Below are 21,519 nucleotides of genomic sequence, written 5' to 3'. Positions count from 1 at the left end.
GTGTTCGGCATTACCGGCCAACGGGGTCGAAGCCGCCGCCGGACCAGTGCAGGTGCCCGCCCTCGTCCAGCGGGCTCGGCATGCCGACGGTGTCGAGGCGGTCCTCGCGGACCAGGTGGAGTTCGGCGTCGCCGCCGCGGGTCACCGCGGCGGTCGTGCCGGAGGGGTCGAGGGCGACGGCGCGGCGCTGCGCGGGAGCGTCGCCCACCGGGTCCCACGGCAGGCGCCCGGCGGCCGGCGGACGCGACATCGCGGGAAGCGGCCTGCGGTACAGGACGCGCAGTTCCGGCCCGGCGCGCTCGACGAGGGTCAGTTCGTCCTGCTCGGGGTGGATCGTGGCCACCGCGGCCCGCCCGCCGCCGAGCGCGAACCGGAACGCCAGTCCCGGTGGAAGTTCCAGGCAGCGCGTGTCGCCGGTGGACAGGTCGATGTCGACCAGGTGGTTGGTCCAGCGGGTCCACGCGGCCGGTGCGGCCGGCCCGCCGCGCACCACGCCCACGGCGCGGCCGGTGGCCGGGTCGAAGCGCAGGTAGAAGGCGCGTCCGGGCACCGGCCAGGGGACGACGCCGATCGTCCGCGGCACGCCGTCGTCGACGACGAACCGCTCCAGGCCCCTGCTCGTCGCGGTCGCCGCGACGCCGGTGCGCTGGTCCACGACATCGCCGTGGCCGTCGTCGGCGATCCCGTCGAGGACGGCGCCGGCGAGCGCGGGCACATGGGCGCCGGCGTCGAGGCACCGGGTGAGGGGGAGCGCCTCGACGGCTCCGGGCTCGCGGTGGCGCAGCACGGCCACCGGCTCGCCGCCGGCCTGGTCGGGGACCACCAGCGCCCCGGGCTCGCCCGTCCGCGAGCGGAACCGCACGGACTCGCCGGCCGGCAGGTCGACAACGGTGACGACGTCGCTCCACGCCGACGCGTTGGCGCCGAGACCGGTGGTCACCACCACGTAGCGCCCCGAGGGGTCGCAGGCGAGGTGCTCACCGGGGATGGCCACGGGAACGCGCCGCTCACCGCCGGGGCCGAGCGCCACGAGCGCGCCGGACCGGTCGTCGACGAACGCCCACTGCGCGTCGGTCGCACCGCCGCGCGGCAGCGCCAGGACCCCGGCGTGCTCGGCGAGCACCCCGCGGCCGAGCACGCGGGCGCCACCGCCGTCGACGGCGTAGGTGCGGCCCGCGCGGTAGTCGGCCACGAAGAGCTGGTCCACGGTCATGAAAAAAGACAATATTGGTAATGAAAACCGTTATCAAGTAGAGTGCGCTGTGCTCCCCGAGAGCACGTGCCGACGCACACGCGCCGGTACGTCAGTCGCACAGAGAGGACATCGCCATGGACCAGCAGACGGACCAGCAGATCGTCGCCGAGATCGAGGAGCCCGAGCAGCTGGCGCACCTGTCCGCCTCGCACTCCAACGCCCTCGTCGAGAACCCCTTCGACTAGTCATCGTCCGCGACGCTGTCAGGCGGATATGAAACCCGGTCGGGCGGCCTGCGCCGCCCGGCCGGGCCGTTCGAGAGGCGCAGATGACCCCAGAACCCGTTGTCGCCCGCGTACCGGGGAGCGGTGCCGACGTGCTCGTCGACCACGACGGCACCGGCGTCGTGCGCACGTCCTCGGGGACCTTCCTCCGCCTGCGGCACCCGCCGGCCGGCCTCGTCGGCGCCTTGTCCGGCGCGCCCGCCGACGACCCGGAGGCCGGCGCCTACGCCGAGAAGCTGGCCGCGCAGATGGCCGCCCGCGAGGACGCCGACGCCGAGCGCCGCTGGCCGAGCGCGCGGCGCGGCGTCGGGCTGGTCGGACACGGCGCGCCGGTCGAGGCGCTGGCCGACGCCCTCACCGGATGGGGCGTGTCCCCCGCCCGCCTGTCCGCCGACGCGGCGGCGAGTGGCCGCGGACGGCCCGGCCGGCCCTGGGACCTCGTGATCGCCTACGCCGACTCACCCGCCGAACGCGCCCGGTGGGACCTGCTCGACACGCTGCCCGGCGAGGGCGTCGCGTGGCTGCGCGCCTACCGTGAGGGCGGGGTCTGCTTCGTCGACCCGATCAGCCTCACCCCCGGCGACCCCACCGCCGATCAGGTCCGGCGCCGCCGCCTGGCGGCGAGCCCCGTGCCCCGCCAACTCGACGCCTGGCAGCGCGCCGCCGCCGGCCCCCGCGACGAACTCCCGCCCGCCGCGCGCACGCTGCTGGCCGGCCGGATCCTCACCGTCGCCCTCGCCTGGGCGCAGCAGGCGGACACGCTGGAGGGCTACCGCAACACGCTGTGGAGACTCGTCGCGTCCACCGGCACGCTCAGCGAGCACCCGGTCCTGGCCTACGACCCGCCGCCGGCCCTCGACGGCGCGGCGGCCCGGCCGTCATGACCGCCGCCGCCGCGCGCGACCACCACTGCCCGTCCCACGACGGCACCGTCCTGCGCGGACGGTGGTGGGAGTGCGCGCACGCCGAAGGCATCGTGCTGATCCGCACCCCCTACGACGCGGACCGGCACGCGCCGATCGCGCGCTCGTGGAACGAGCGCGGCTACCACTGCCTCGTGCAGGACGTGCGCGGACGGTACCGGTCCGAGGGGCACTGGTCCCCCTACACGCACGAGCACGACGACGGCGGCGCGGTCCTGGCGCGGCTGGCGGCGGAGCGCCCCGGGCTCCCGGTGGTCCTCTTCGGAGCCTCCTACGCCGCCCACACCGCTCTGGAGGCCGCACGCGCCGCCGCCGAGGCGGCCGGCGGCGGCCCTTTGGGCCCCGTCGCGGCGGTCATCGTGCTCGTCCCCGCGCTCGGGCCGGCCGAGACCGCGTGGGGCCCCGACGGCACCCCGCAGATCCGGCACCGGATCGGCTGGTGGCACGAGCACGGGCGGACCCCCCGCTCCGAACCCCCGCTGCCGCCCGCCGAGCTGGACCGGCGCGTCGCGCACGCGCGCGAGCGCGGCGTCATCGAGGCCGCCGCCGACTGGGGCTGGTCGCCGCGGGCGCGCGCGGGCTGGAGGCGGCTGTGGACCGCCCAGCGGCTCGACCTGCCGTCGCGCTACGGCCGCGTCGCCGCGCCGCTCCTGGTGATCAGCGGCGACGACGACTTCTTCCACGCTGACGCCCAGCGCCTCGCACGCTCCTGGAACGCCGCGAGCCACTTCGCCAGCGGCCCCTGGGGGCACGGCCTCGTCGGGGGAGTCGCCGACACCGCCCAGCGGGCCCGCATCACCGCGGCGGGCGGACTGGCCCACATCATCGACCCGTGGCTGTCGGCGCACGGGCTGCCCGGTACCGCGGCGGCGTGGACCGGCGTCCTCGCGCCCACGGCCGCGCCGCGCACGCGGTCGCTCCTCGACCCCGCGTCAGGGACCTGGCGCCACGAAAGGACCCCACCGTGACCCTGACCGCAGCCGCCGGCCACGCACCGCGGGAGGCCGGCGGGACCGCCCCCACCCCGCACGCCGACGAGCGCCCCCTGCCCGTCGAGGCACTGGTCGACCCCGAGTGCGGGATCATCCGGTCCGTCCGGGCGGTGCCGCACCCCGCCGGGGCACCGGCGTCCTACGTGGCGATGACCGCTGCCGTCTCCGACGCGCGGCGGCTCGGCGAGTGGCCCGCCGACCGCGTCTCGCTGGGCACCTCCTTCGGCGACCCCGCCCAGGCCCGGATCGCCGCGATCGCCGAAGGGGTCGAACGCTACTGCGGCAACTGGCTCCCCGCCGAACTCCCCGACGACGACCTGCGCGTCGCCTCCCGCGCGGACCTGGTGGCCGCGGGCGCCGACCCGATCGCGTTGGCGGACCTGCCGGTGTTCGCCCCGTGGCAGTACGCCCGCGAGGGGTTCCCCTACCGGCCGCTCACCGAGGCCACGCCGACCCTGTGGGCGCGGTGCGCCGGCCTTGACGGCGCCCCGGTGTGGGTGCCCGCCTCGCTGATCCACCTCAACTGGCGGCAGGCGCGCTTCCGGAGCCTGCCCCGCACCCACCACCTCAACTACGCCGGTATCGCCACCGGCCAGGGCGCCGACGACGCCCGCGACCGCGGGGTCCTGGAGATCGTCGAACGCGACGCCCTCGAACTGTGGTGGCACCTCGACGGCCCCGCCTTCGGCATCGACCCCGCCAGCGTCCCCGGCCTCCAGGCGGACCTCGGCGGCGGCTCCCTGCGCGTCTTCCTGGTGGCCATGCCCTCGGAGTTCGCCCCCGCTGTGGCGGCACTCGTGCACGACGAGGAGCGCGGCCTGTACGCGGCGGGCTTCTCCGCCTCCTGCGACCCGGTCCGGGCCGCCCGCAAGGCGGTCCTCGAAGCCATCCACACCTGGGTCTACACCCAGGGGTGCACCACCGCCGACGGCTGGGTGTTCCGCGCCGTCGAGCACGGCCTGCTCGCCCGCGGCCTCTACCTGGACTTCCGCGACGACGCCGCCTACCGCGACGCCGCCGGCGAGCAGTGCGAGAACATCATCGACCTCGGCGCCCACGTCCAGCTCTGGCTCGACCCGCGCGTCCACGAGGAGGCCCGGCGCTTCACCGCGCCGGTCCTGGGCACCCGCCCGATCACCGCCCTGGAGCCGGTCACGATGGACGAGGTCTACCGGCGGCTGGCCCGCCGCGGCCACCGGATCCTCACGCGCGACCTGACCACGACCGACATCCGCCGGACGCCGCTGCGCGTGGTGCGGACCTTCATCACCGGGCTCGTCCCCAACGCCCCCGCCGCCTTCGCCTATCTCGGCATGCCCCGCTTCGCGGACGCGGCCGCGGAACGCCGGTGGCGCACGACGTGGAGCGGCGGCCCAAAGGACTTCACCCTCGTCCCGCCCCCGCACATGTAAGGCCCCCGTGTTCTCCACCGACCATCCGCCCGGCCGGGCACGCCGCGCGCCCCGCCCGACGAAACCGCCCCGCCTTCCCGCCGTCCTCGCGCGCGCGTTCGCCGCCGACCCCCCGGGCCCGGCGGCCCCGCCCGGGCCGCGCGTCAACCCCTGGCACCGGGTCGGCGCCGTCCCGGTGGCGGTCTGCGGCCGCGAACGGGACCTGCTCACCGGGCTGTGGTCCGGTGAGGGGTTCCACCGGCTGCCCGACGGCACCCTCACCGGGGTCCGCAGGCGCCCGGTGCCCTCGGCCGGAGGGGCCTACCCGGTGCAGACCCACCTGGTCGTCGGCACCGCCGGCGGCACCCTGGAGGCGGGCCGGTACGTCTACGACCACGAGCACGACACGCTGCTGCGACGTGACGACCGCGCCGAGCGCGCGGTCGGCCGCCGCACCGACCCCGCCGGCCACCCGCCGGCGGGGACGCACGTGGTCCTGACCGTCCAGCCGGGCCGCAGCTTCGGCCGCTACCGCCATCGCGCCTGGCCGCTGTGGATCGCCGACACCGCCTACGCGCTCGCCGCCGTGGAGTTCCTCGTCCGCGCGGAGCCCGCCCGGGTGCTGCTCGGCCCGAGCGCGGCGCTGCGCGGGCTGCTCGGCGTGCCCCGCGCCGCCGAGCACGAGCGGTGGCTCGCCCAGGGACTCGCCCCGGAGATCCCCCTCGCGGCCGTGGAGCTGCCGGCCGCCTGGGCTCCGGACCCCGGGCGCCGTGCCGCCCTGGCCGGCCGCCGGTCGCCGGCGATCAGCGAGTTCACCCGCGCGGCGCGGCACCGGCCGCGCGCGGCCGGAGCCGAACGCGCCGCGGCGGCGTGCGGGCAGGCGTGGATCCTGGGCGCCCACCGCCTCGAAACGTGGTCGGTCGCGACCGCCGCCCCGGCCGCCGCCGTCGCCGGCGTCCTGTGGCGGGCCCACCGGGCCGCGGCCGCCCTGTGCTACGCGGGCGCCGCGTCGGGGCGGTGGCGCTGCCGTCCGGTGTCCGGCTTCACCGCCACCCGCGGCCGCTGGACCGTGCACGCCCTGGCGATGCTTCCCGGCGGCCCGGGCGCGGACGGGGAGGCCGCGCCATGATGATCGTCGCCGAACTCTGGCGGGAGGCGGCCCGGTTCCCCGCGGCGCTGACGCGCAGTACCGCGCTGCTGGTGCTCGTCCTCCTCACCCACCTCGCCCAGGCCGTTGCCGTCGCCTGGGCGATGTCCGCGGTGCTAAGCGGAAACCCCGGGGACGTGTCCGCCGCGCTGGCGCTGATCGTCGGGATCGCGCTGGCGCGCACGCTGCTCTCCCTCGGCCAGACCTCCGCCGCCGCCGGGCTGGGCGGCCGCGTCCGGCAGCGCCTGCGCCGCCGCGCGATGCGGGCCGCGCTGGTGCCCGAACGGCTGCACGACACCGCCGCCCGGGCCGGGGCGGTGCGGGCCGGCCTGGGCGACGGCGTCGACGGCACCGACGCCTACGTCTCGAAGTACATCCCCGCCGTCGCGCAGGTGCTCCTCGCCTGCCCCCTCGTGGTGGCCGCGCTGCTCCTGATCTCGCCGGCGGCGGGGCTGTGCGTGGCGGCGGGGATCGTGCTGGCGCTGCTGGGGCCCATGGCGTGGAAGCGGATGATGGCCCGGCGGGGGCTCGACCACTGGGACAGCTACGAGGCCCTCAGCGCCGACCTGCTCGAATCCCTGCGCGGCATGGCGACCCTGCGCGCACTCGGCGACGTGCCCGGCACCCGGCAGCGGCTGGACGCCCGCTCCGAGGCGCTGCGCCGCGCCACCGAACGCGTCATGCGGGTCTCGCTGGCCGAGACCGCCGTGATCGACTTCGCGGTGCAGGCGGGCGTCGTCGCCGCGGCGGCCGCGGCCCTCGGCCACGCCGCCACCGGGCAGGCCCCCGCCGTCGAGACCTACCTGGTCCTCCTGCTCGCCTCCGAGGCGTTCCGCCCGATCCGCGACCTCTCACGGCACTGGCACGCCGGATTCCTCGGGCTCACCGCCGTCCCCGGCCTGGCCGAGCTCGGCGCCTTCACCCCGGACCACGACACGGCGCGGCGCGCCGCCCAGGGCGGGCCGGCGTCCCACCCCTCCGGAGGCGCCGTGCCCGGCACGGCGGCCGCGGACGGCCGTGCGGAGGTGCTGCACGTCGCAGACCTGAGCTTCCGCTATCCCGGCGCCCGCGACGACGTCCTGCGCCACCTCAGTCTGACCGCCCGGCGCGGATCGCTCACCGCGATCGTCGGAGAGTCCGGAGCGGGGAAGTCCACCCTGTTCGACCTGCTCCTCGGCTTCCTCACCCCCGACTCCGGCCGCATCACCCTCGACGGCCGGCCCGTGCGCCCCGACGACATCGCGGTGGTCTCCCAGCGCCCGGTGCTCTTCGCCGGAACCGTCCGGGACAACCTCGCCGTCACCGGCACGCCGGAGGAGTCCGACCTCGCCGCCGCGTGCCGGGCGGCCGGAGTCCTCGACGAGATCCGCGGCCTTCCCCGCGGGTTCGACACCGAGGTCGCCGAAGCGGGCGCGAACCTGTCGGGCGGGCAGCGCCAGCGCCTCGCCCTCGCCCGGGCCCTCCTCGCGCGCCGCCCGGTCCTCCTCGTCGACGAGCCCACCAGCGCGCTGGACGCCGACCGCGCCGCAGAGGTCGTCGAGACACTCCACCGCGTCGCCCGCGACCGCATCGTCATCATGATCAGCCACCGTCCCGAGGCACTCGCCGGCGTCGCCACCGTGCTGCGCCTGGACGCCGGACACCTGGAGATGAGTACCCGGTGAACACCGCCTCCGCGCTCCGGACCCTCCGCCGCCTGCTGCCCGCCCTGCGCCCCGAGTGGCGCGGGATGCTGTGGAGCTACCTGGTCGGCACGGTGAGCGCGCTCGCCCTGGCCGCCCTCACCGTGCTCACGGCGTGGGCGGTGGGCCACGCCGTCGTCGACCGGACACCGCCCGGACCGGCCTGGTGGGTCCCGGTCATCGGGCTCGTGCTGCTGCGCACCGTCCTGACCTGGCAGGAGATGGACGTCTCCCACGCCCTGGCCTACCGCGTCCTGGCCCGGCTGCGGATGGCGCTGTTCGACGCCTACGCGCGCAGCGTCCCCGGACGCCGGCGCGAGCACTCCGGACGCGCGGCCACCGTCGCCATGGGCGACATCGAGAAGCTCGAGTTCTTCTACGCCCACACCGTCGCCCAGCTCGGCGCCTCGATCACCGTGTTCCTCGCCGCCCTGGCCACCGCGGCCGTCCTGCTGCCGGAGGCCGGGGCCGTCATGCTCGCCGGCGGCGCGGCCGTGGCGACGACCGCCCTGTACTGGGCGCGGACGGCGCGGCGGCTGGGGGAGCGGGAGCAGCACGAGCGGTCGGCCCTGTCCGCGCGGACCGTCGACGCGCTCGGCGCCCTCCGCGAGGTGCTCGCCTACCGGCTCGCCCCCCGCGTGATCGCCGACACCGACACCGCCACCAGGCGCGCCACCGCGATCACGCGCCGCCGGGAACTTTTGGCGCAGCTCGTCACGGCCGTGCGGGAACTCATCGTCACCGCCGTGGTCATCGGCGTCATCGCCGTCAGCGCCGCCGCCGCGGGGGTGCTGACCGGGGGCACCGACGCGCGGCTGTCCCCGGCGCTCCTGCCCGCCCTCGTGGCGCTGGCCGTGGCCGGGGTCGGGGCGATCACGGACGCCACCACGACGCTCACCCAGCTCCACCCCCTCGTCGCCGGCGCCGACCGGGTCGCCGCCGGCATCAACCGCCCCCCGGTCGTGGCCGCCCCGCGCGCGCCGCGTCGGCTGCCCGAGGGGCCGCTCGGGCTCCGGTTCCGCGACGTGTCCTTCGCCTACGACGCCCGGCCGCCGACCCTCACGTCCTGGTCCACCGAGGTGGCACCCGGCGAGCACGTCGGACTGGCCGGACCCTCCGGGGCCGGCAAGAGCACCGTCATCGCGCTCGCCGCCCGCCTCTGGGACCCCTCGGCGGGCACCGTCGAACTCGTCACCGCGGAGGGTGCGGGCGTCCCCCTCACCGAACTCGACGACGCGGCGCTGCGCGGCGCGGTCGCCCTGGTCGACCAGGACGCGACGCTGTTCCACGGCACCGTGCGCGACAACCTGCTCCGCGGAACCGGACCGCGCTCCGACGGCGAACTGGCCGCCGTGCTCCAGCGCGTGGGCGCCGCCGGCTGGATCGGCCTCGACGACGACCTCGGCGAGGACGGGGTACGGCTCTCCGGCGGACAGCGGGCCCGCCTCTGCCTGGCCCGCGCCCTGGTCCGGCGCCCCCGCGTGCTGCTCGTCGACGAGGTCACCGCCAGCCTCGACCCGGACACCGAACGGGCGATCTCCACCGTCATCGCCGACTTCGACGGCACGGTCCTCATCGCCTCGCACCGCGCCGAGACCCTCGCACGCTGCGGACGCGTCATCGACATCGCCGCACCCGCCGGCCGCGCCCCGGAAGCCCACGTCCACTGACGCCGTTCGAAGCGGAACGGCCGCAGACGGCTCTACGACAAGAAGGGGATCACCGCGGCCGTCGCGTCCCTGCTCGACCCGGTCTGACCCCCCACGGATCGGCGGGGTGCGGGCGTGGGCGGCCGCACCCCGGTCCAGGAGACCGCGCGGAGTGAAGGCGGTCGCCGGGGCGCGGCGATACCGGCTCCCCGGTCACCGGCTTCCACCGGATCCGCCCCGCGGGAACGGGCGTTGCGGCACCTCACGGATTCTCGGGTTCGGCCCGCGGCCGGGACTCGGCGAGGGCGAGGGCGGCGATGGCCCCGAGCAGGACCACCGTCCCCGCGACGGTGGCCCCCGTGAGGCGTTCGCCAAGGAGCAGCACGGCCAGGGCGGCGGCGCTGACCGGTTCGAGCAGCATCATCACCGACGCGGTGGCGGCCCTGAGCACGGCGACGCCGGCGAAGTACAGCGGATAGGCGAGCGCCGTGGTGACGGCGGCGATGTAGAGCATCAGCAGCGCCGCCTCAGTGGGGTCCCCGCCCTGCGGGAGGAGGCCCTCGTGGCAGGCCGGCACCAGCAGCACGGCCGCGCCGACGAGGAAGGACCACAGGGTGAGCGTCAACGGGTCCGCGCCGGTTCCGTGCCGTCCGGTCCACCGGCCCAGCAGGTTGGAGACGGCGTACCCGGCGGCGGACAGCAGTGCCATGGCCACGCCCGCGGGGTGGACGGCGCCGGGCTCGTTGCCCAGTACGAGCACGGCCAGTCCGGCCAGCGCGCCGGCGACGGCCGGCACTCCGGCGCGGCCGAGGCGCTCGCCCAGAAACAGGCGCCCGCCGGCGGCCGTGAACACCGGTGCGGCGCCGAGCGCGACGATGGTGCCCACCGCCAGGCCGGTGTCCCGCACAGCGGCGAAGTAGGCGGTCTGGAAGACGGCCAGCCCGATTCCCGTGCCCACCGGCAGCAGCACGCGCCGCCCGGCGGGCTGCGGCGCTCGGGGGGCCGTGCGGGCCGGACTCAGGGCCCAGACCGGCAGCAGCAGCACCGCTCCGGCCAGGAAGCGCCAGAACGAGACGGCCATGGGCCCCAGGTCGCTGCTCCGGTAGACGACCGCCACCGCCGCGCCGGTGGTGCCCCAGGCGATCCCGGCGAAGGCGAGGAAGGCGAACCCGCGCCGTACCGGGGGCAAGGCGGGCAGCGGCCGGCTCCTGCCCCGGCCCGGCGCCTCCGCGCCGACGGCGTGTTTCCGCGAGGTCGTCATCTCCTCACCGTGGGCCCCCGAGCGCCATACGCAAAATGCATCCGGCCACCCATCGATACGCTGAACGCATGGACGCACGCGGGAAAGGCGGGCCGGGGCTTGAGCTGAAGCACCTGCGCTGCCTGGTCGCCATCGTCGACACCGGCGGCTTCACGGACGCGGCCCTGGAGCTGGGCGTCTCCCAGGCCGCGGTCTCCCGCACCCTGCGCGCCCTGGAGAAGACCTTGGGGGTGCGGCTGCTGCACCGCACCAGCCGCACGGTGGAGCCCACCGCGGCGGGTGCGCGGGTCCTCACCCGCGCCCGACCGCTGCTGGCCGGCGCGGACGAACTCGTCGCCGAGGCCGCCTCGGGCCGCAGCCGCCTGAACATCGGGCACGCCTGGTCGGCCTTCGGACCCACACCACCGAGTTCCAGCGCCGCTGGCGCCGCGACCACCCCGACGTCGAGCTGCGGCTGGTCCGCCACAACTCCTCCACCGGAGGGCTCGCCGAAGGACTGTGCGACCTCGCGGTCGTCCGCAGCGCCCTCGACCTCAAACCCTGGTCGCACGCCTTCGTCGGACACGAGGACCGCTACCTGGCCCTCGCCTCCGACGACCCCTGGGCCCGCCGCCGCGGTATCCGCCTGGCCGAGGTCGCCACCCGCACCCTCGCCCTCGATCGCCGAACCGGGACCACCGCCTTGAACCTGTGGCCCGAGACGGAGCGGCCCGCCGCCGAACACGTCCACGACATCGACGACTGGCTCGCAGCCATCGCCTCCGGCCGCTGCGTCGGCGTCACGCCCCAAGCCACCGCGGCCCAGTACCGCCCCTCCGGCATCACCTACCGCCCCCTGCGTGACGCCGAGCCCGTCCCCGTCCACCTCATCTGGCGCCGCCAGGACCCCCACCCCGCGACCCGCGCCGCCGTCGCCCTCGCCGTCGAGCTCTACCGCACCGACCGTCAGGCCCCGCGCCGATCCCGCGGATGAGCGGCACGCGCGGCGGGCCGCCCGCCCCGGCCTCCCGACTGGCTCCCCCCATCACCGGTCCGCGGGCGGGAGAGAGGTCGCGGTGAATACACGGCCGGGGTCATAGCGCTGCTTGGCGTCGAGCAGGCGGCGGGTGTTCGGACCGTAGGCGTGGGCGATCTCGGCGGAGTCGTCGGGGCCCAGCAGGTTGGGATAGCCACCCGGGACCGCCTCCGGAGCGAGCGCGGAGTGGAGGGCGTCGGCCCAGGCGCGGTGCCCGGGAGCGGCCTCGTCGCCGGGTTCCCAGACCGCGATGATCTCGGCCATCAGATGCGGCTTTCGGTTGCCGAACGCGGTGTCGGCGGCTGGAACCCGGGCGGCGGCACCGTGCAAGGCGTGCAGGGCGATGGCGGACGCCCGGGTGGGCAGTGCCTCGCCCTGGGCGAGCAGGGCGGAGCGCACCCCAGAGGTGAGGCCCGGCAGGGTGCGTGTGCGAATGCCGACGTGGCGCCCGGAAGGGAAGAGGGCGTCGGTGCCCGCGAGAACGTCGGACATCCGGGCCGGTCCGGCCTGCGCGAGGAGCGGTTGCCCCAGAGCGCCGAGGCGGGCCAGTACCTTCTCACCTTCCGCGCGGCTCTTGTCGCCGCCGCCGCTCCAGGTCGGTGCGAGGAACAGGGCCGGGTTGCCGTCAGGGCCGGCGACAACGCCGACCTGCACGGTCAGTTCGTCCGGTCCGCCGAGGAGGACGTCCTTCAGTGTGTGGAGCACCGACGGCGCCTGCCGCCACGGGTACACGCTCATTCCGGAGAGGAGTCCGGGCACGCGATGCAACCGGACGTCCATACTGGTGACTACACCGAAGTTGCCGCCTCCGCCGCGTACCGCCCAGAACAGTTCGGGCTCGTCGGTGTCGCTTGCGGTCACGGTGGAGCCGTCGGCCAGCACGAGGGTGGCGGACAGGATGTTGTCCGCGGCCAGGCCGAACCTGCCGCTAAGCGGACCGTAACCACCTCCCAGGGACAGCCCGGCCAGCCCGACAGCGCCCGAGGTACCGGTGACCGCGGTCAACCCGTTCCGCTCCGCGGCGCAGACGAGGTCCGCCGAGGTGGCCCCGCCTTCCACCCGTGCCACCTGGGCCACGGGATCCACGCTCACCCGCCGCATCCCGGTGAGGTCGACGGTGATGCCCCGGTCCGCCAAGGCCCGTCCGGCCCAGTCGTGGCCGCCGCCGCGCACGGTCAGCGGAACGCCGAGGTCGACGGCGGTACGCACCGCAATGGCGACGTCGGCGCGCTTCTGGGCGCGCACGACCACCCCGGGCCGGTGGGCCACCGCACCGTTCCACAGGGCGCGTGCGGCATCGAAGGCGGGGCCCGAGGTCACCACGTGGTCCGGGGAGAGGGCGGCGCGAAGCGCGCCGGCGGCGCGGTCGATCAGGTCGTTCGTCGGTGTGGTCATGGCTTCTCCACGAGGTGTCGAGTGGTCCGCAGGGCGGTGAACGGAGTGGCGGCGCTGCGGGGAGCGCCGACCGCGTGGGCGAATGGTGCCCACGCCGATGGCCGAAGGGCGGCAGGCGGCGGCGTACGCGGGGGCGGTGGCGACCGCGTATCCGCCGCCACCGGTGACGGAGGGTCCGAGACCGCCGACGAAGAGCGCGGCAGCGGAGACCGGCGTGAGCCGGGCACCGGGGCTGGAGTGGACGAAATCGCGGCGCGCGGCCCCTTCGCTGAGGCGGACCAGGCCGACGACGGTGCCTTCCCGCCCGAGGCGTGGGCCGCGGTCGGCGGTCAGCCGCCGTGCGGGCCTGGTGCGGCGCTGCCCTCATAGCCGCCGAGGCCGCCGACGAGCCTGGCCAACTCGGGGTCCTGCGCGTAGCGGCGCCGGTGCAGCGCGGCGATCTTCTCGCCCATGTCGGGGTCCGGGTCGTCGGTGATGTCGTATGACACGAACTTGTCGACCAGAGGCAGCCCGAGTTCGTCGGTGCGGCGGTGGGCGGGGTGGACGAGGTACTCCCAGTAGCCCTTGAGGTCCTCGATCACATAGGTGCCGCCCCACTCGTACTCACCGCCGAAGTCGCGGCCGACGAGGTAAGACAGTACGGACGGGATGACCTCGCCTTGGCGGCGCAGGCTCTCCAGGGCCTCGTCGAGCCTCGCGGCATCGACACCGGGCTTGACGGTCAGACGGACGCAGTGGTGGATCATCGGAGCGCTTCCTTTCGGGGGCGGGCTTCCATCGTGGTGCGGGGTGCGGGTGCCGCAGAGGGGCCGCGCCGGTTCCTCGTCCGACGGTGCGATCGACGCCCTGCGGGCGGCACTCGGCAGGGGCGAGTGCGGTGAACGCGGCGCCGGCCGCCGTCGCGGTCCGGTCCGGGTGAAGGCGTCGGCGAGTCCAGCGGCCTGGACGAGGGCTGGAGGAGTGGGGAAGAGGGACGGCCCGAGGAGGATCCCGGTGGTGAGCCGGCTGAGTACGCGAAGCGGACGAGGAGGCCCGCGCCGGGACCGCCGGCGTACTCCTCCTGCGGCGCGGGTCGGCCGGGGCGGCGATCGCGGCCGCCACGGGGGTTGACCGGTGCGGTGGGCAGCGCTCAGAGGCGAGCGCCGTAGGCCGCGCGGACCGCGGCTTCGAGGCGGGCGTCGGCGTCGGTGTCGTCGACGGCGCGCAGGGCGACGTGTCCGTCGGGCCGGACGAGGATCGCGCCCGTGCTGCCGACGTCGCACAGGGCGAGCCAGTCGCGGTCGCAGGCCATGTCGCGGCCCACCGTGAAGGCGTCGATCTCCGCCATGGCGTGGCGGTCCGCCGCCGCTTGCCAGGCCGTACCGTGCTCACCTGCCAAGAGCAGGAACCGGCCTGGTCGGATCAACCGGTGGGTGCTGGTCCGTGCGCCGCGGAGGGTGAACCACGTGTGGGGGGCGCGCGCACCCGGGCGGGCACTGGGCAGGTGGACGCATCCGAGCGGGTCGCGTTCCCGCGCCGGCGTCCCGTCCGCGACGAGCGCACCCTCCTCGTAGCCGTAGCCGAGCTCGATGTCGTGGTGCTGCCACTCGGTGCGCATCGTGTGCAGCAGTTCCCGTAGCCGGGCGCGGCGGGACGCGCCGTCCGCACCCGCGGCCAGCACCGCCTGGAACGCGGCGAGGTTCGGGGCGGGCGGGGCTCCGCCGATGACGCCCCAGGCGGCCTGCGCGGTGGTGAGGTGGTTGAGCGCGCTCAGCATCGCCCATTCGGTGTTGCGGACGGCAACGGGGCGGCGTTCCTGCTCGTAGCTGTCCAAAAGGGCCTCGGCGGCGTGTCCCTTGAGGACCGCGGCGAGTTTCCACGCGAGGTTGTGGGCGTCGCCGATACCGGTATTGAGCCCCAGCCCGCCGGTCGGGGGAAAGCGGTGGGCGGCGTCCCCACGGCTTCACCCGCGGTGCGCCCCCCGTCGGCGGCGATCACATACCGTGCGCGGACCACGCTCGCCACACCGTCGGCCGAGCGGAGCGTGGCGGTGACGCCGCTCCCGTCGCCGTGAGCGAGACGACCTCCTGCTCGAACCGCACCTTCCCCGGGTTCTTCCTTTCGGCGGCCCTGCGCAGCCGCGGTTCCAGGTGCTTTTGCGGCAGGTTGCCGCTCCTGCAGGCGCTGACGTCGGCGTACGCGGGAGCGAGGGTGCCGCTGCCGAACGCGTCCAGGCTCATCACCAGCTCACCGTCGGGGGCCAGGCTCGTGTACCAGGCGACGCCGCCGGGGCGGTGGGCTCCGAACCCGTAGATCTCATCGGCCATGTGGACCGAGTCGAAGATCTCCATGCTGCGCGAGTTGAGGTAGTGCGCCTTGGGCAGTCGTGAGGTGCCGTCGCGGCGCTCCGCGACGATGTGGTCGACGCCGAGGTCGCTGAGCAGCAGGGAGCCGGTCAGTCCTACGGGACCGCCGCCGATGATGAGAACGTCGGTTTCGTCGGGTGGTTCGTTGCCAGCGGGCGTGGTCGGGTTCTCCAAAAACGGAATCGCAGTGGGCGTCGCCCGGCCGGTCTTATGCAACTACTAGGTGCGTTTGCGATAGTAACACCGCCCACCGCCAACTGCAACGGTCCGGTGCGTTTGTTAGGGTTGCGGCATGCCGCATGAAACGTCCGGCCAGGTCGAGGGTCTGCGTTACGACTCCGCGTGCGCCCGCCCCGGGGGGCGTACCGCCCGCACCGGAAAGGCGGTGATGGACGCGACCATCGCCGAGCTCAGTGAGGTGGGCTACGCCGCCCTGCGCATCGAGTCCGTCGCCGAGCGCGCCGGCGTCAACAAGACCACGATCTACCGGCGTTGGGGGAGCAAGGCGGGTCTGGTCGCCGCCGCTTTCATCGAGCGCCAAGGTGAGGTGTCGCCTCCTGTGGACACCGGCGACCTCCGCACCGACCTCCTGTCCTTCCTGCGCGAGGTGCGGCGAGCCTTCGAAAGCCCGTGGATCGCGGCCCTCATCCGGGAGACCGGCCCTCGCTCGGTGAGGAACGACGAGATCCACGAGGTCCTGGACCAGATCTGGCCCGCGCGCTTCGCCCTGTCCCGCGCGATCTTCACGAGAGCTGTCGAGCGTGGCGACCTGCCCCGATCCGCCGACCCGGACTTCCTTGTCGAAGCCGCTGCCGGGCCGCTGTACTTCCGCTGGCTCTTCTTCGGCCGCGAACTGACCGACGACTTCCTGGAGTGCACCACCGAACTGGTCCTGCAAGGCGCCTCCAGACCGCGGTCGAGCGGTGCGGCCCACGCGGACGGACCGTAGCGCGCGGCTCCCCCGCGGCCCCGCTCCCTCCGGCACTGAGGCAGAGTTCCCGCGCGCCGGCTGCGGTGCCTGGGCGCGCTGCATGCGCAGGAGCGGGCGGGAACGGCCCAGGGAGGTGGTTTGGCGGCTTTGTGAGCACTACCGCGTGCGCTGAAAGGAAGGGCTGCGCAGGCGGGTGGAGACAAGACCGGCTCCATGCCGGCTCCACGACCCGGTGCCGGACATGGAAAAAGGCCGCCGAAGCAGCCTTTGACCTGGGGTGATGCTGGTGGGCGATACAGGATTCGAACCTGTGACCTCTACCGTGTCAAGGTAGTTCGGGTCATCCGCTGACCTGGCCCTCCGTGTGAAAGCGCAGGTCAGAGGCCGCCATTGGGAGCCGTTCGACGCCGTTCAGCACCCTTGGGACGAGTTGGCGTCTCCATTTCGTCTCCATGCCCCCGGCGGAGGAAGGCCGTCTCCACGACCGGCCGCGGCATGCGTCCTGGGTAGTGCTCACCGGCGAACGGCTCCCGTGTATGGCTGATGACCTGCGAGGGAGTGCGAGTCCCCATGTCGAGTCCGGCGTGGTCCCGCTGGATCACCACGACCACCGTCCTGCTTCTGGCCGCGATCGCGGCCGTGGTGTCCTACGCCCACATGTTCGAGTTGGCCCTGCGTCATGGCGAGCCGGCCTGGCGTGCGGGGTTGTTCCCGCTGTCGGTGGACGGCATGATCGTCGCGGCGTCGATGGCGCTGCCGGCCGACGCCCGTCAGGGTCGGCGCGGGGGAGTGCTGCCGTGGGCGCTGCTGGTGGTGGGCAGCGCGGCGTCGCTGGCCGCGAACGTGGCGGTGGCCGACCCGACGCTGTGGTCGCGGGTGATCCATGCCTGGCCGAGTTTCGCGTTGATGGGTGCCTATGAGTTGCTGATGCGCCATTTCCGCGTCGCCGCCGGCCGCGAAGAAGCGGCGAACGCACCCGGTGAGCACAGCGGAGGGGACGAGAGCGAGCACCTGGTTTTTCCTGGTACGCGGCAGCGCGGCGGCGAGGCAACCGCTTCTCTCCATGTCGTTGGTTCGGACGGCACCTCTTGCCACGCAGCATCAACGCTTCCTCGGGTCCAGGTCGAAGCGTGGCGGTGGGCGCTGGAGCATCGCAGGCCTGATGGGTCGTTGCCGAGTGGGGAGGAGATCGCCGCGGCCTTTGGTCGCAAGCCGCGGTGGGGGAGGCTGGTCAAGCAGCGGGGCCGGCAGGGGCTGCTGGAGCCGTCAGCAGCGTGACACCCGTTGAAAGACTGCGAATGCGGCCGTCGATCGGTACGCCCAGCATGGGGGAGCGCAGAACCTCGCCGGTCGTTGCCCCTGGCCTGCGGATTTGTGCTGGTGGCCGGGAAGCCGCAGGCTGCGGGCTTGGCTACTTCTTGCCCGGTGTTGTGACCACTGCGTTGACCCATGCGCGCATATCAAGCCGGGAAGCATTCGAGTGCTCCATGGGCTGGTAAAGCCCCCTACGCTGGCGGGCGAGCAGGTCCCACTCGGCGCCGGGTGAGTTCAGGCGGCGGACCATGTGACTTGAGGATCCCCGGGCAGCGGCCCGTCCTGCCGGCCCTTCACTAGCAAGACCTCGCCAGGCGCCCTCCTGCCGCCCCGTCGGATCATGCGTACCGGGTCCACGGCTGGGCGGCGCGGCGGCCCAGCCGTGGACCCCGGGTTAGCGGAGGGCGGGGAAGCGGCGGATGAGGGGCAGAGCGGCCCATGGGCGGCCGAGGCCCCAGGTGGTACCGGAGTCGATGAGCGCGAGACCGACCATCGTCACGGCCATGACGAGGTGGTCGTCCAGGATCGGGTTGTTCTCCGGCGGGAGGGCGGCCGACCACATCAGGACGAGCAGCAGAGCACCCGAAGCGGCACCGACGCGCATGCCGATCCCCAGAGTGAAGGCCAGCCCGATACCGAGCAGCCCGACCATGAACAGGGTGTCGGCCCACGCGGCACCGGCGATGGACCTGTAGAACCCGGCCAGCGGCCCGGTGGTGGCGTGGGCGAGGAAGCCCTGAGTGGGGCTGCCGCCGTTGAGCCAGGCGCCCTCCGCCGGGGTGGCGTAGCCCAGTCCCAGGAGTTTGTCGGTGAAGGCCCACAGGAACGTACAGCCGATCGCCAGGCGTGCGGCCGCGAAGACCTTGTCCGCCGCCGAGGGGTGGGTGGTGTCCTGGGCTGTGCCGGTCGCGGGTCGGCCGCCGACCGCGTGGCCGGGGGTGGCGGAGACGTGCAGGTCGTCGTGCGTCATGGCGGTGTCCTTCCGGGGGCATGGGCACCGGTTCCCGGCGCCTCTCCCAGACAACCGCGATGGGTCGAGCCGCGGCAGGGGCGTCCGGACCGCCTCGGGGTGACCGACGTCCCCCCGTCGCCGGGACCTCCGGTCCGCCGCAATCGCGGGGGTCGTGGCGAGGGCACCGCCTCGGCGTACTGGCGGCTCCGCTGTGGCGCCCGGGCCGTGCTGTGGCGGTGAGGCGCCTCAGTCCGGATCGTCGTCGACCGGCACCCGCCACTCCAGGACGGTCCCCCCGCCCCCCGGGCGCTGCCGCGCGTCGAAGGTCCCGCCCAGGGATTCGGCGCGCTCCCGGAGGTTGCGCAGCCCGCTCCGGCGTCCGCCCTCGGGAAGGCCGACGCCGTCGTCCTCGACCACCACCGCCACCTCGTCGTGGACCTCGATGCGGATGTCGGCCCGCGACGCGCGGGCGTGGCGGGCGATGTTGGACAGCGCCTCCCGCAGTACGGCCAGGACGTGGTCGGAGACGTGGTCGGGTACCCGGCTGTCGATGGGGCCCTCCAGGCGGAGGTTGGCGGAGAAGCCGAGCGGCCCGGTGGCGGCGTTGACCACGTCGAGGATCTGGTTGCGCAGCCACGGCCGGTCGTCGGTGTTCTGGAGCGCGAAGATGGTGGAGCGGGTCTGGCGGATGGTGTCGTCGAGGTCGTCGACCGCCTGCTGGACCCGCTGGGCGGGACCGGGGTTGTCGATCCGCTTGACGCAGCCCATCAGCGACATGGCGATGGCGAACATCCGCTGGATGATGACATCGTGGAGGTCCTTGGCGATGCGGTCGCGGTCTTCCAGGACGCTCAGCCGCTCGGCGTCGCTGCGTGCCTCGGCCAGGCGCAGGGCCACGGCCGCGTGGCCGACGAACGTGTGCAGCAGGCGCTGGACCGCGGGGGTGAAGGGCGGCGCGCCGACCCCCCGGCCCAGGACGAGGACCCCGCGGGAGTCGGTTCCCGAACCCAGCGGGACCATCAGGGCGGGCCCGAGTCCCAGCCCTTCGAGCAGCGGGGTGGGAGCGGTGCCGGGGCGGGTGATGTCGGTGATGAGCGGTTCGCCGCTGCTCAGAACGGCCCCGGCCAGGGTATCCGCCACCGCGGAGCTGCGGCCCGCGACGCCGTCGGCTCCGGGGCCGTCGGCCGCCCGGACGGTCAGGTGGTCGGCGCCGGCCTCGGGGGTGGCGATGGCCACCAGGTCGGCGCCCGACATCTGCCGTGCGCGCTGGGCGATCAGGTGCAGCACGTCGTCGGGGTCGGCGCCGGACAGCAGCCGGGTGGTGATCTCGTCGGAGGCCGCCAGCCACGTCTCGCGGCGTCGGGTCTCGTCGTAGAGGCGGGCGTTTTCGATGGCCACGCCGGCGGCGGTGGCCAGGGCGATGACAATGGCCTCGTCGTCCTCGTCGAAGTCGCCGCCGCGGGTTTTTTCCGTGAGGTAGAGGTTGCCGAAGACGCGGTCGCGCACCCGCACGGGCACGCCGAGGAAACCGCGCATCGGCGGGTGCCCGGAGGGAAAGCCCCGGGACTCCGGGTGGTCGCCCAACTCGCGCAGCCGCAGCGGACGCGGGTCCTTGATGAGCAGTCCGAGGATCCCCCGGCCTTCGGGCCAGTGCTCGATGCCCGCGATCTCCTCCGCCGAGAGCCCCACGGGAATGAACCGTTCGAGTTCGCCGTCGTCGCCGATGACGCCCAGGGCGCCGTAGCGGGCCTCCACCAGGTCCATGGCGGCCTCGACGATCCGCCGCAGCAGGGTTTCGAGGTCCAGCCCCGTGCCGATCATCACGACCGCGTTGAGCAGGGAGTGCACGCGGTCGCGGGCCACCATCACCGCGCCCAGGCGCCCCTGGAGTTCGGCGAGCAGTTGGTCGAGGCCCATGTCCGGGAGCAGCATGCTGGTGCGCTCGGCCTCGTGCGTACGGTCGTCCGTCACGTGCCACCCCCTTACGCCCGGTGATCGTGCTCCTGCCACGAGTCTAGGAGGCGGGGGCGGCGACGGATCGGCTTGCGACCGGAACGCCTCTGCCAGGTCGGCTGTTCCGAAGCGGCTTCAGGCGGCGCCTGCCGCGGTGCGGCCCAACCGCATGACCATCTGCGGGTGGGCTCCCTCGCAGAACCGCTCGGCGAGGAACGCGCGCAGCGGGGGCTCCTCCAGCGGCTGAGTGTGGAAGGCCGCGGCGACACCCGCTGCCGCCGCGGTCAGCAGGACACGCTGGAGCGCCTGCCCGGCGGCCAGCCAGGCAGCGCGGGTGTCGGTGGCGGTGGTGAGCAGCGCGACCGTTCCGGTGGCCATGCCCCGGACGGCCAGCATTCCCCGGACGCGTCCCTGCCCGTAGTCCCGTCCGGGGAACAGGGAGTCCGCGTCGGAAGTGTCGGGGAAGTCCTCGGCGTGCACGCCCTCGGGGGCGCGGTCGCCGGGAGGACGTACCCAGCGGGCCAGCTCCAGCGACCGCTCCCTGTCGTGCCGCTGGAGGTGCTCGGCGGCGCTCACCAGGCCGGCCAGCGACCGGATCAGGGGTTCGTCGGTCAGCGGGCGCAGTTCCGCGCCCTCGTCGGCGGCCGCCCGCAGCAGCGCGCGGACGAGCCGCACGTCGTCCACGTCGGAGGCGAAGAGGCCGCGGTGGGTGCGGCGCCGGGTGACGGCCGCCCACTGCGCTTGGGCGGCGCCGTCGGGCTCCAGGCGGCCCTCGGCTGTGACCTCGGCCAGGCGGCCGGGAAGGTCCGGGTCGGGCAGCACGGTGAGCGCCGGTGCGACGCCGTGGGCGCGGAGGGCGACCCGGATCGTGTACAGGGCCGCGCCGCAGCTCAGGACGAGCTCGCGGGATAGCGGGTCGGCCACGTCCAGGCCGCGCTCGGGATCGGCGCCGAGCACGATCCGCCCCGCCTCCACGCTGATGGCCCAGGGACGGGTGTTGCAGACCGACGGCGCGTGCTCGGCGGCGCGGGCCGCGGCCGAGAACGCCTCGTCGCGGGTGGTTCCGGTGTCGCGGGTGTCCATTGCCACT

General features: G+C 74.7%; 18 protein-coding genes, 1 tRNA gene and 4 pseudogenes. 11 read left to right on the top strand and 12 right to left on the bottom strand.

Annotation, left to right across the window (positions count from 1 at the left end; genetic code table 11):
• Window positions 1-10: 10 nt before the first annotated feature.
• Entirely contained in the window at window positions 11-1,213 is a 1,203-nt protein-coding gene (locus HNR12_RS06880) for a hypothetical protein (RefSeq protein WP_179766705.1), read from the bottom strand.
• A gap of 116 nt (window positions 1,214-1,329) precedes the next feature.
• Here HNR12_RS06880 and amiA point away from each other — a divergent pair, with 116 nt between their 5' ends.
• The 7 genes from amiA to HNR12_RS06850 all read left to right on the top strand — a co-directional run bounded on the left by amiA (window position 1,330) and on the right by HNR12_RS06850 (window position 9,284).
• On the top strand, window positions 1,330-1,440 hold the full coding sequence (amiA, locus tag HNR12_RS28275; protein WP_246425016.1) for a streptamidine family RiPP: 111 nt from the start codon (window positions 1,330-1,332) through the stop codon (window positions 1,438-1,440).
• Window positions 1,441-1,523: 83 nt separating this feature from the next.
• Complete coding sequence (locus tag HNR12_RS06875) at window positions 1,524-2,363, top strand: hypothetical protein (protein ID WP_179766704.1); 840 nt, start codon at window positions 1,524-1,526, stop codon at window positions 2,361-2,363.
• On the top strand, window positions 2,360-3,370 hold the full coding sequence (locus HNR12_RS06870; RefSeq protein WP_179766703.1) for a CocE/NonD family hydrolase: 1,011 nt from the start codon (window positions 2,360-2,362) through the stop codon (window positions 3,368-3,370). Before HNR12_RS06875 ends, HNR12_RS06870 begins: the two co-directional genes overlap by 4 nt.
• Window positions 3,367-4,806, top strand: a complete 1,440-nt coding sequence (locus HNR12_RS06865) for a YcaO-like family protein (protein ID WP_179766702.1) — start codon at window positions 3,367-3,369, stop codon at window positions 4,804-4,806. The genes HNR12_RS06870 and HNR12_RS06865 overlap by 4 nt, the downstream gene beginning before the upstream one ends.
• Window positions 4,807-4,813: 7 nt before the next feature.
• Window positions 4,814-5,914, top strand: coding sequence for a hypothetical protein (locus HNR12_RS06860; protein WP_179766701.1), 1,101 nt, complete (start codon window positions 4,814-4,816; stop codon window positions 5,912-5,914).
• Entirely contained in the window at window positions 5,911-7,596 is a 1,686-nt protein-coding gene (locus HNR12_RS06855) for an ATP-binding cassette domain-containing protein (protein WP_179766700.1), read from the top strand. The genes HNR12_RS06860 and HNR12_RS06855 overlap by 4 nt, the downstream gene beginning before the upstream one ends.
• Window positions 7,593-9,284 carry an ATP-binding cassette domain-containing protein gene (locus HNR12_RS06850; protein WP_179766699.1) on the top strand — a complete coding sequence of 564 codons (1,692 nt, stop codon included), beginning with the start codon at window positions 7,593-7,595 and terminating at the stop codon, window positions 9,282-9,284. Before HNR12_RS06855 ends, HNR12_RS06850 begins: the two co-directional genes overlap by 4 nt.
• A gap of 241 nt (window positions 9,285-9,525) precedes the next feature.
• On the opposite strand, the gene HNR12_RS06845 is transcribed toward HNR12_RS06850, so the two are convergent.
• Complete coding sequence (locus HNR12_RS06845) at window positions 9,526-10,524, bottom strand: DMT family transporter (RefSeq protein WP_179766698.1); 999 nt, start codon at window positions 10,522-10,524, stop codon at window positions 9,526-9,528.
• A 35-nt stretch (window positions 10,525-10,559) separates the two neighbouring features.
• Between HNR12_RS06845 and HNR12_RS29460 the strand changes: the two are divergent.
• Both HNR12_RS29460 and HNR12_RS06840 read left to right on the top strand, forming a co-directional pair.
• Window positions 10,560-10,745 (top strand): annotated as a pseudogene (locus tag HNR12_RS29460) (LysR family transcriptional regulator); the annotation flags it as partial.
• Between the two features lie 158 nt (window positions 10,746-10,903).
• A complete protein-coding gene (locus HNR12_RS06840; RefSeq protein ID WP_338119841.1) occupies window positions 10,904-11,497 on the top strand; it encodes a LysR substrate-binding domain-containing protein in 594 nt (197 codons plus the stop codon).
• Between the two features lie 51 nt (window positions 11,498-11,548).
• Here the strand turns inward: HNR12_RS06840 and HNR12_RS06835 are convergent, their stop codons facing one another.
• From HNR12_RS06835 to HNR12_RS06815, 6 genes and pseudogenes are all read right to left on the bottom strand, one after another.
• A complete protein-coding gene (locus tag HNR12_RS06835) occupies window positions 11,549-12,934 on the bottom strand; it encodes an FAD-binding oxidoreductase (protein WP_179766697.1) in 1,386 nt (461 codons plus the stop codon).
• 329 nt (window positions 12,935-13,263) lie between these two features.
• The gene (locus tag HNR12_RS06830) at window positions 13,264-13,680 is read right to left on the bottom strand and encodes a Dabb family protein (RefSeq protein ID WP_179766696.1); all 417 of its coding nucleotides are present in this window, start codon (window positions 13,678-13,680) and stop codon (window positions 13,264-13,266) included.
• A 383-nt stretch (window positions 13,681-14,063) separates the two neighbouring features.
• Window positions 14,064-14,747, bottom strand: a complete 684-nt coding sequence (locus HNR12_RS29095) for an aromatic-ring hydroxylase C-terminal domain-containing protein (RefSeq protein ID WP_449337896.1) — start codon at window positions 14,745-14,747, stop codon at window positions 14,064-14,066.
• A gap of 6 nt (window positions 14,748-14,753) precedes the next feature.
• Window positions 14,754-14,816 (bottom strand): annotated as a pseudogene (locus tag HNR12_RS29885) (FAD-dependent monooxygenase); the annotation flags it as partial.
• Between the two features lie 114 nt (window positions 14,817-14,930).
• A pseudogene (locus HNR12_RS29725) lies at window positions 14,931-15,094 on the bottom strand (hypothetical protein); the annotation flags it as partial.
• A pseudogene (locus HNR12_RS06815) lies at window positions 15,037-15,453 on the bottom strand (FAD-dependent monooxygenase); the annotation flags it as partial. The pseudogenes HNR12_RS06815 and HNR12_RS29725, both read right to left, overlap by 58 nt.
• A gap of 118 nt (window positions 15,454-15,571) precedes the next feature.
• Between HNR12_RS06815 and HNR12_RS06810 the strand changes: the two are divergent.
• Complete coding sequence (locus HNR12_RS06810) at window positions 15,572-16,228, top strand: TetR/AcrR family transcriptional regulator (protein WP_179766694.1); 657 nt, start codon at window positions 15,572-15,574, stop codon at window positions 16,226-16,228.
• 266 nt (window positions 16,229-16,494) lie between these two features.
• Here the strand turns inward: HNR12_RS06810 and HNR12_RS06805 are convergent.
• A tRNA-Val gene (locus HNR12_RS06805) sits at window positions 16,495-16,569 on the bottom strand.
• A 211-nt stretch (window positions 16,570-16,780) separates the two neighbouring features.
• Between HNR12_RS06805 and HNR12_RS06800 the strand changes: the two genes are divergently transcribed.
• Window positions 16,781-17,488: a DUF2637 domain-containing protein gene (locus HNR12_RS06800; RefSeq protein WP_179766693.1), complete on the top strand. Its 708-nt coding sequence runs from the start codon at window positions 16,781-16,783 to the stop codon at window positions 17,486-17,488.
• Between the two features lie 430 nt (window positions 17,489-17,918).
• Here the strand turns inward: HNR12_RS06800 and HNR12_RS06795 are convergent, their stop codons facing one another.
• From HNR12_RS06795 to HNR12_RS06785, 3 genes are all read right to left on the bottom strand, one after another.
• Entirely contained in the window at window positions 17,919-18,494 is a 576-nt protein-coding gene (locus tag HNR12_RS06795; protein WP_246425015.1) for a hypothetical protein, read from the bottom strand.
• 228 nt (window positions 18,495-18,722) lie between these two features.
• Window positions 18,723-20,408 carry a GAF domain-containing sensor histidine kinase gene (locus HNR12_RS06790; RefSeq protein WP_179770453.1) on the bottom strand — a complete coding sequence of 562 codons (1,686 nt, stop codon included), beginning with the start codon at window positions 20,406-20,408 and terminating at the stop codon, window positions 18,723-18,725.
• A 156-nt stretch (window positions 20,409-20,564) separates the two neighbouring features.
• Window positions 20,565-21,512: an Acg family FMN-binding oxidoreductase gene (locus tag HNR12_RS06785; protein WP_179770452.1), complete on the bottom strand. Its 948-nt coding sequence runs from the start codon at window positions 21,510-21,512 to the stop codon at window positions 20,565-20,567.
• Between the last annotated feature and the right edge of the window lie 7 nt (window positions 21,513-21,519).

The organism is Streptomonospora nanhaiensis, from assembly GCF_013410565.1.
Taxonomy (GTDB): domain Bacteria; phylum Actinomycetota; class Actinomycetes; order Streptosporangiales; family Streptosporangiaceae; genus Streptomonospora; species Streptomonospora nanhaiensis.
Note: the sequence above shows the minus strand (reverse complement) of the source record. Positions and strands in the feature narration are given on the sequence as shown.

Bases quoted from the DNA above. Each gene is read 5' to 3' on its own strand.
- HNR12_RS06830 (WP_179766696.1), bottom strand. From the start codon at position 13,680: ATGATCCACCACTGCGTCCGTCTGACCGTCAAGCCCGGTGTCGATGCC.
- HNR12_RS06845 (WP_179766698.1), bottom strand. From the start codon at position 10,524: ATGACGACCTCGCGGAAACACGCCGTCGGCGCGGAGGCGCCGGGCCGG.
- HNR12_RS06870 (WP_179766703.1), top strand. From the start codon at position 2,360: ATGACCGCCGCCGCCGCGCGCGACCACCACTGCCCGTCCCACGACGGC.
- HNR12_RS06800 (WP_179766693.1), top strand. From the start codon at position 16,781: ATGTCGAGTCCGGCGTGGTCCCGCTGGATCACCACGACCACCGTCCTG.
- amiA (WP_246425016.1), top strand. From the start codon at position 1,330: ATGGACCAGCAGACGGACCAGCAGATCGTCGCCGAGATCGAGGAGCCC.
- HNR12_RS06855 (WP_179766700.1), top strand. From the start codon at position 5,911: ATGATGATCGTCGCCGAACTCTGGCGGGAGGCGGCCCGGTTCCCCGCG.
- HNR12_RS06835 (WP_179766697.1), bottom strand. From the start codon at position 12,934: ATGACCACACCGACGAACGACCTGATCGACCGCGCCGCCGGCGCGCTT.
- HNR12_RS06875 (WP_179766704.1), top strand. From the start codon at position 1,524: ATGACCCCAGAACCCGTTGTCGCCCGCGTACCGGGGAGCGGTGCCGAC.
- HNR12_RS06880 (WP_179766705.1), bottom strand. From the start codon at position 1,213: ATGACCGTGGACCAGCTCTTCGTGGCCGACTACCGCGCGGGCCGCACC.
- HNR12_RS06810 (WP_179766694.1), top strand. From the start codon at position 15,572: ATGCCGCATGAAACGTCCGGCCAGGTCGAGGGTCTGCGTTACGACTCC.
- HNR12_RS06795 (WP_246425015.1), bottom strand. From the start codon at position 18,494: ATGACGCACGACGACCTGCACGTCTCCGCCACCCCCGGCCACGCGGTC.
- HNR12_RS06785 (WP_179770452.1), bottom strand. From the start codon at position 21,512: ATGGACACCCGCGACACCGGAACCACCCGCGACGAGGCGTTCTCGGCC.
- HNR12_RS06790 (WP_179770453.1), bottom strand. From the start codon at position 20,408: ATGCTGCTCCCGGACATGGGCCTCGACCAACTGCTCGCCGAACTCCAG.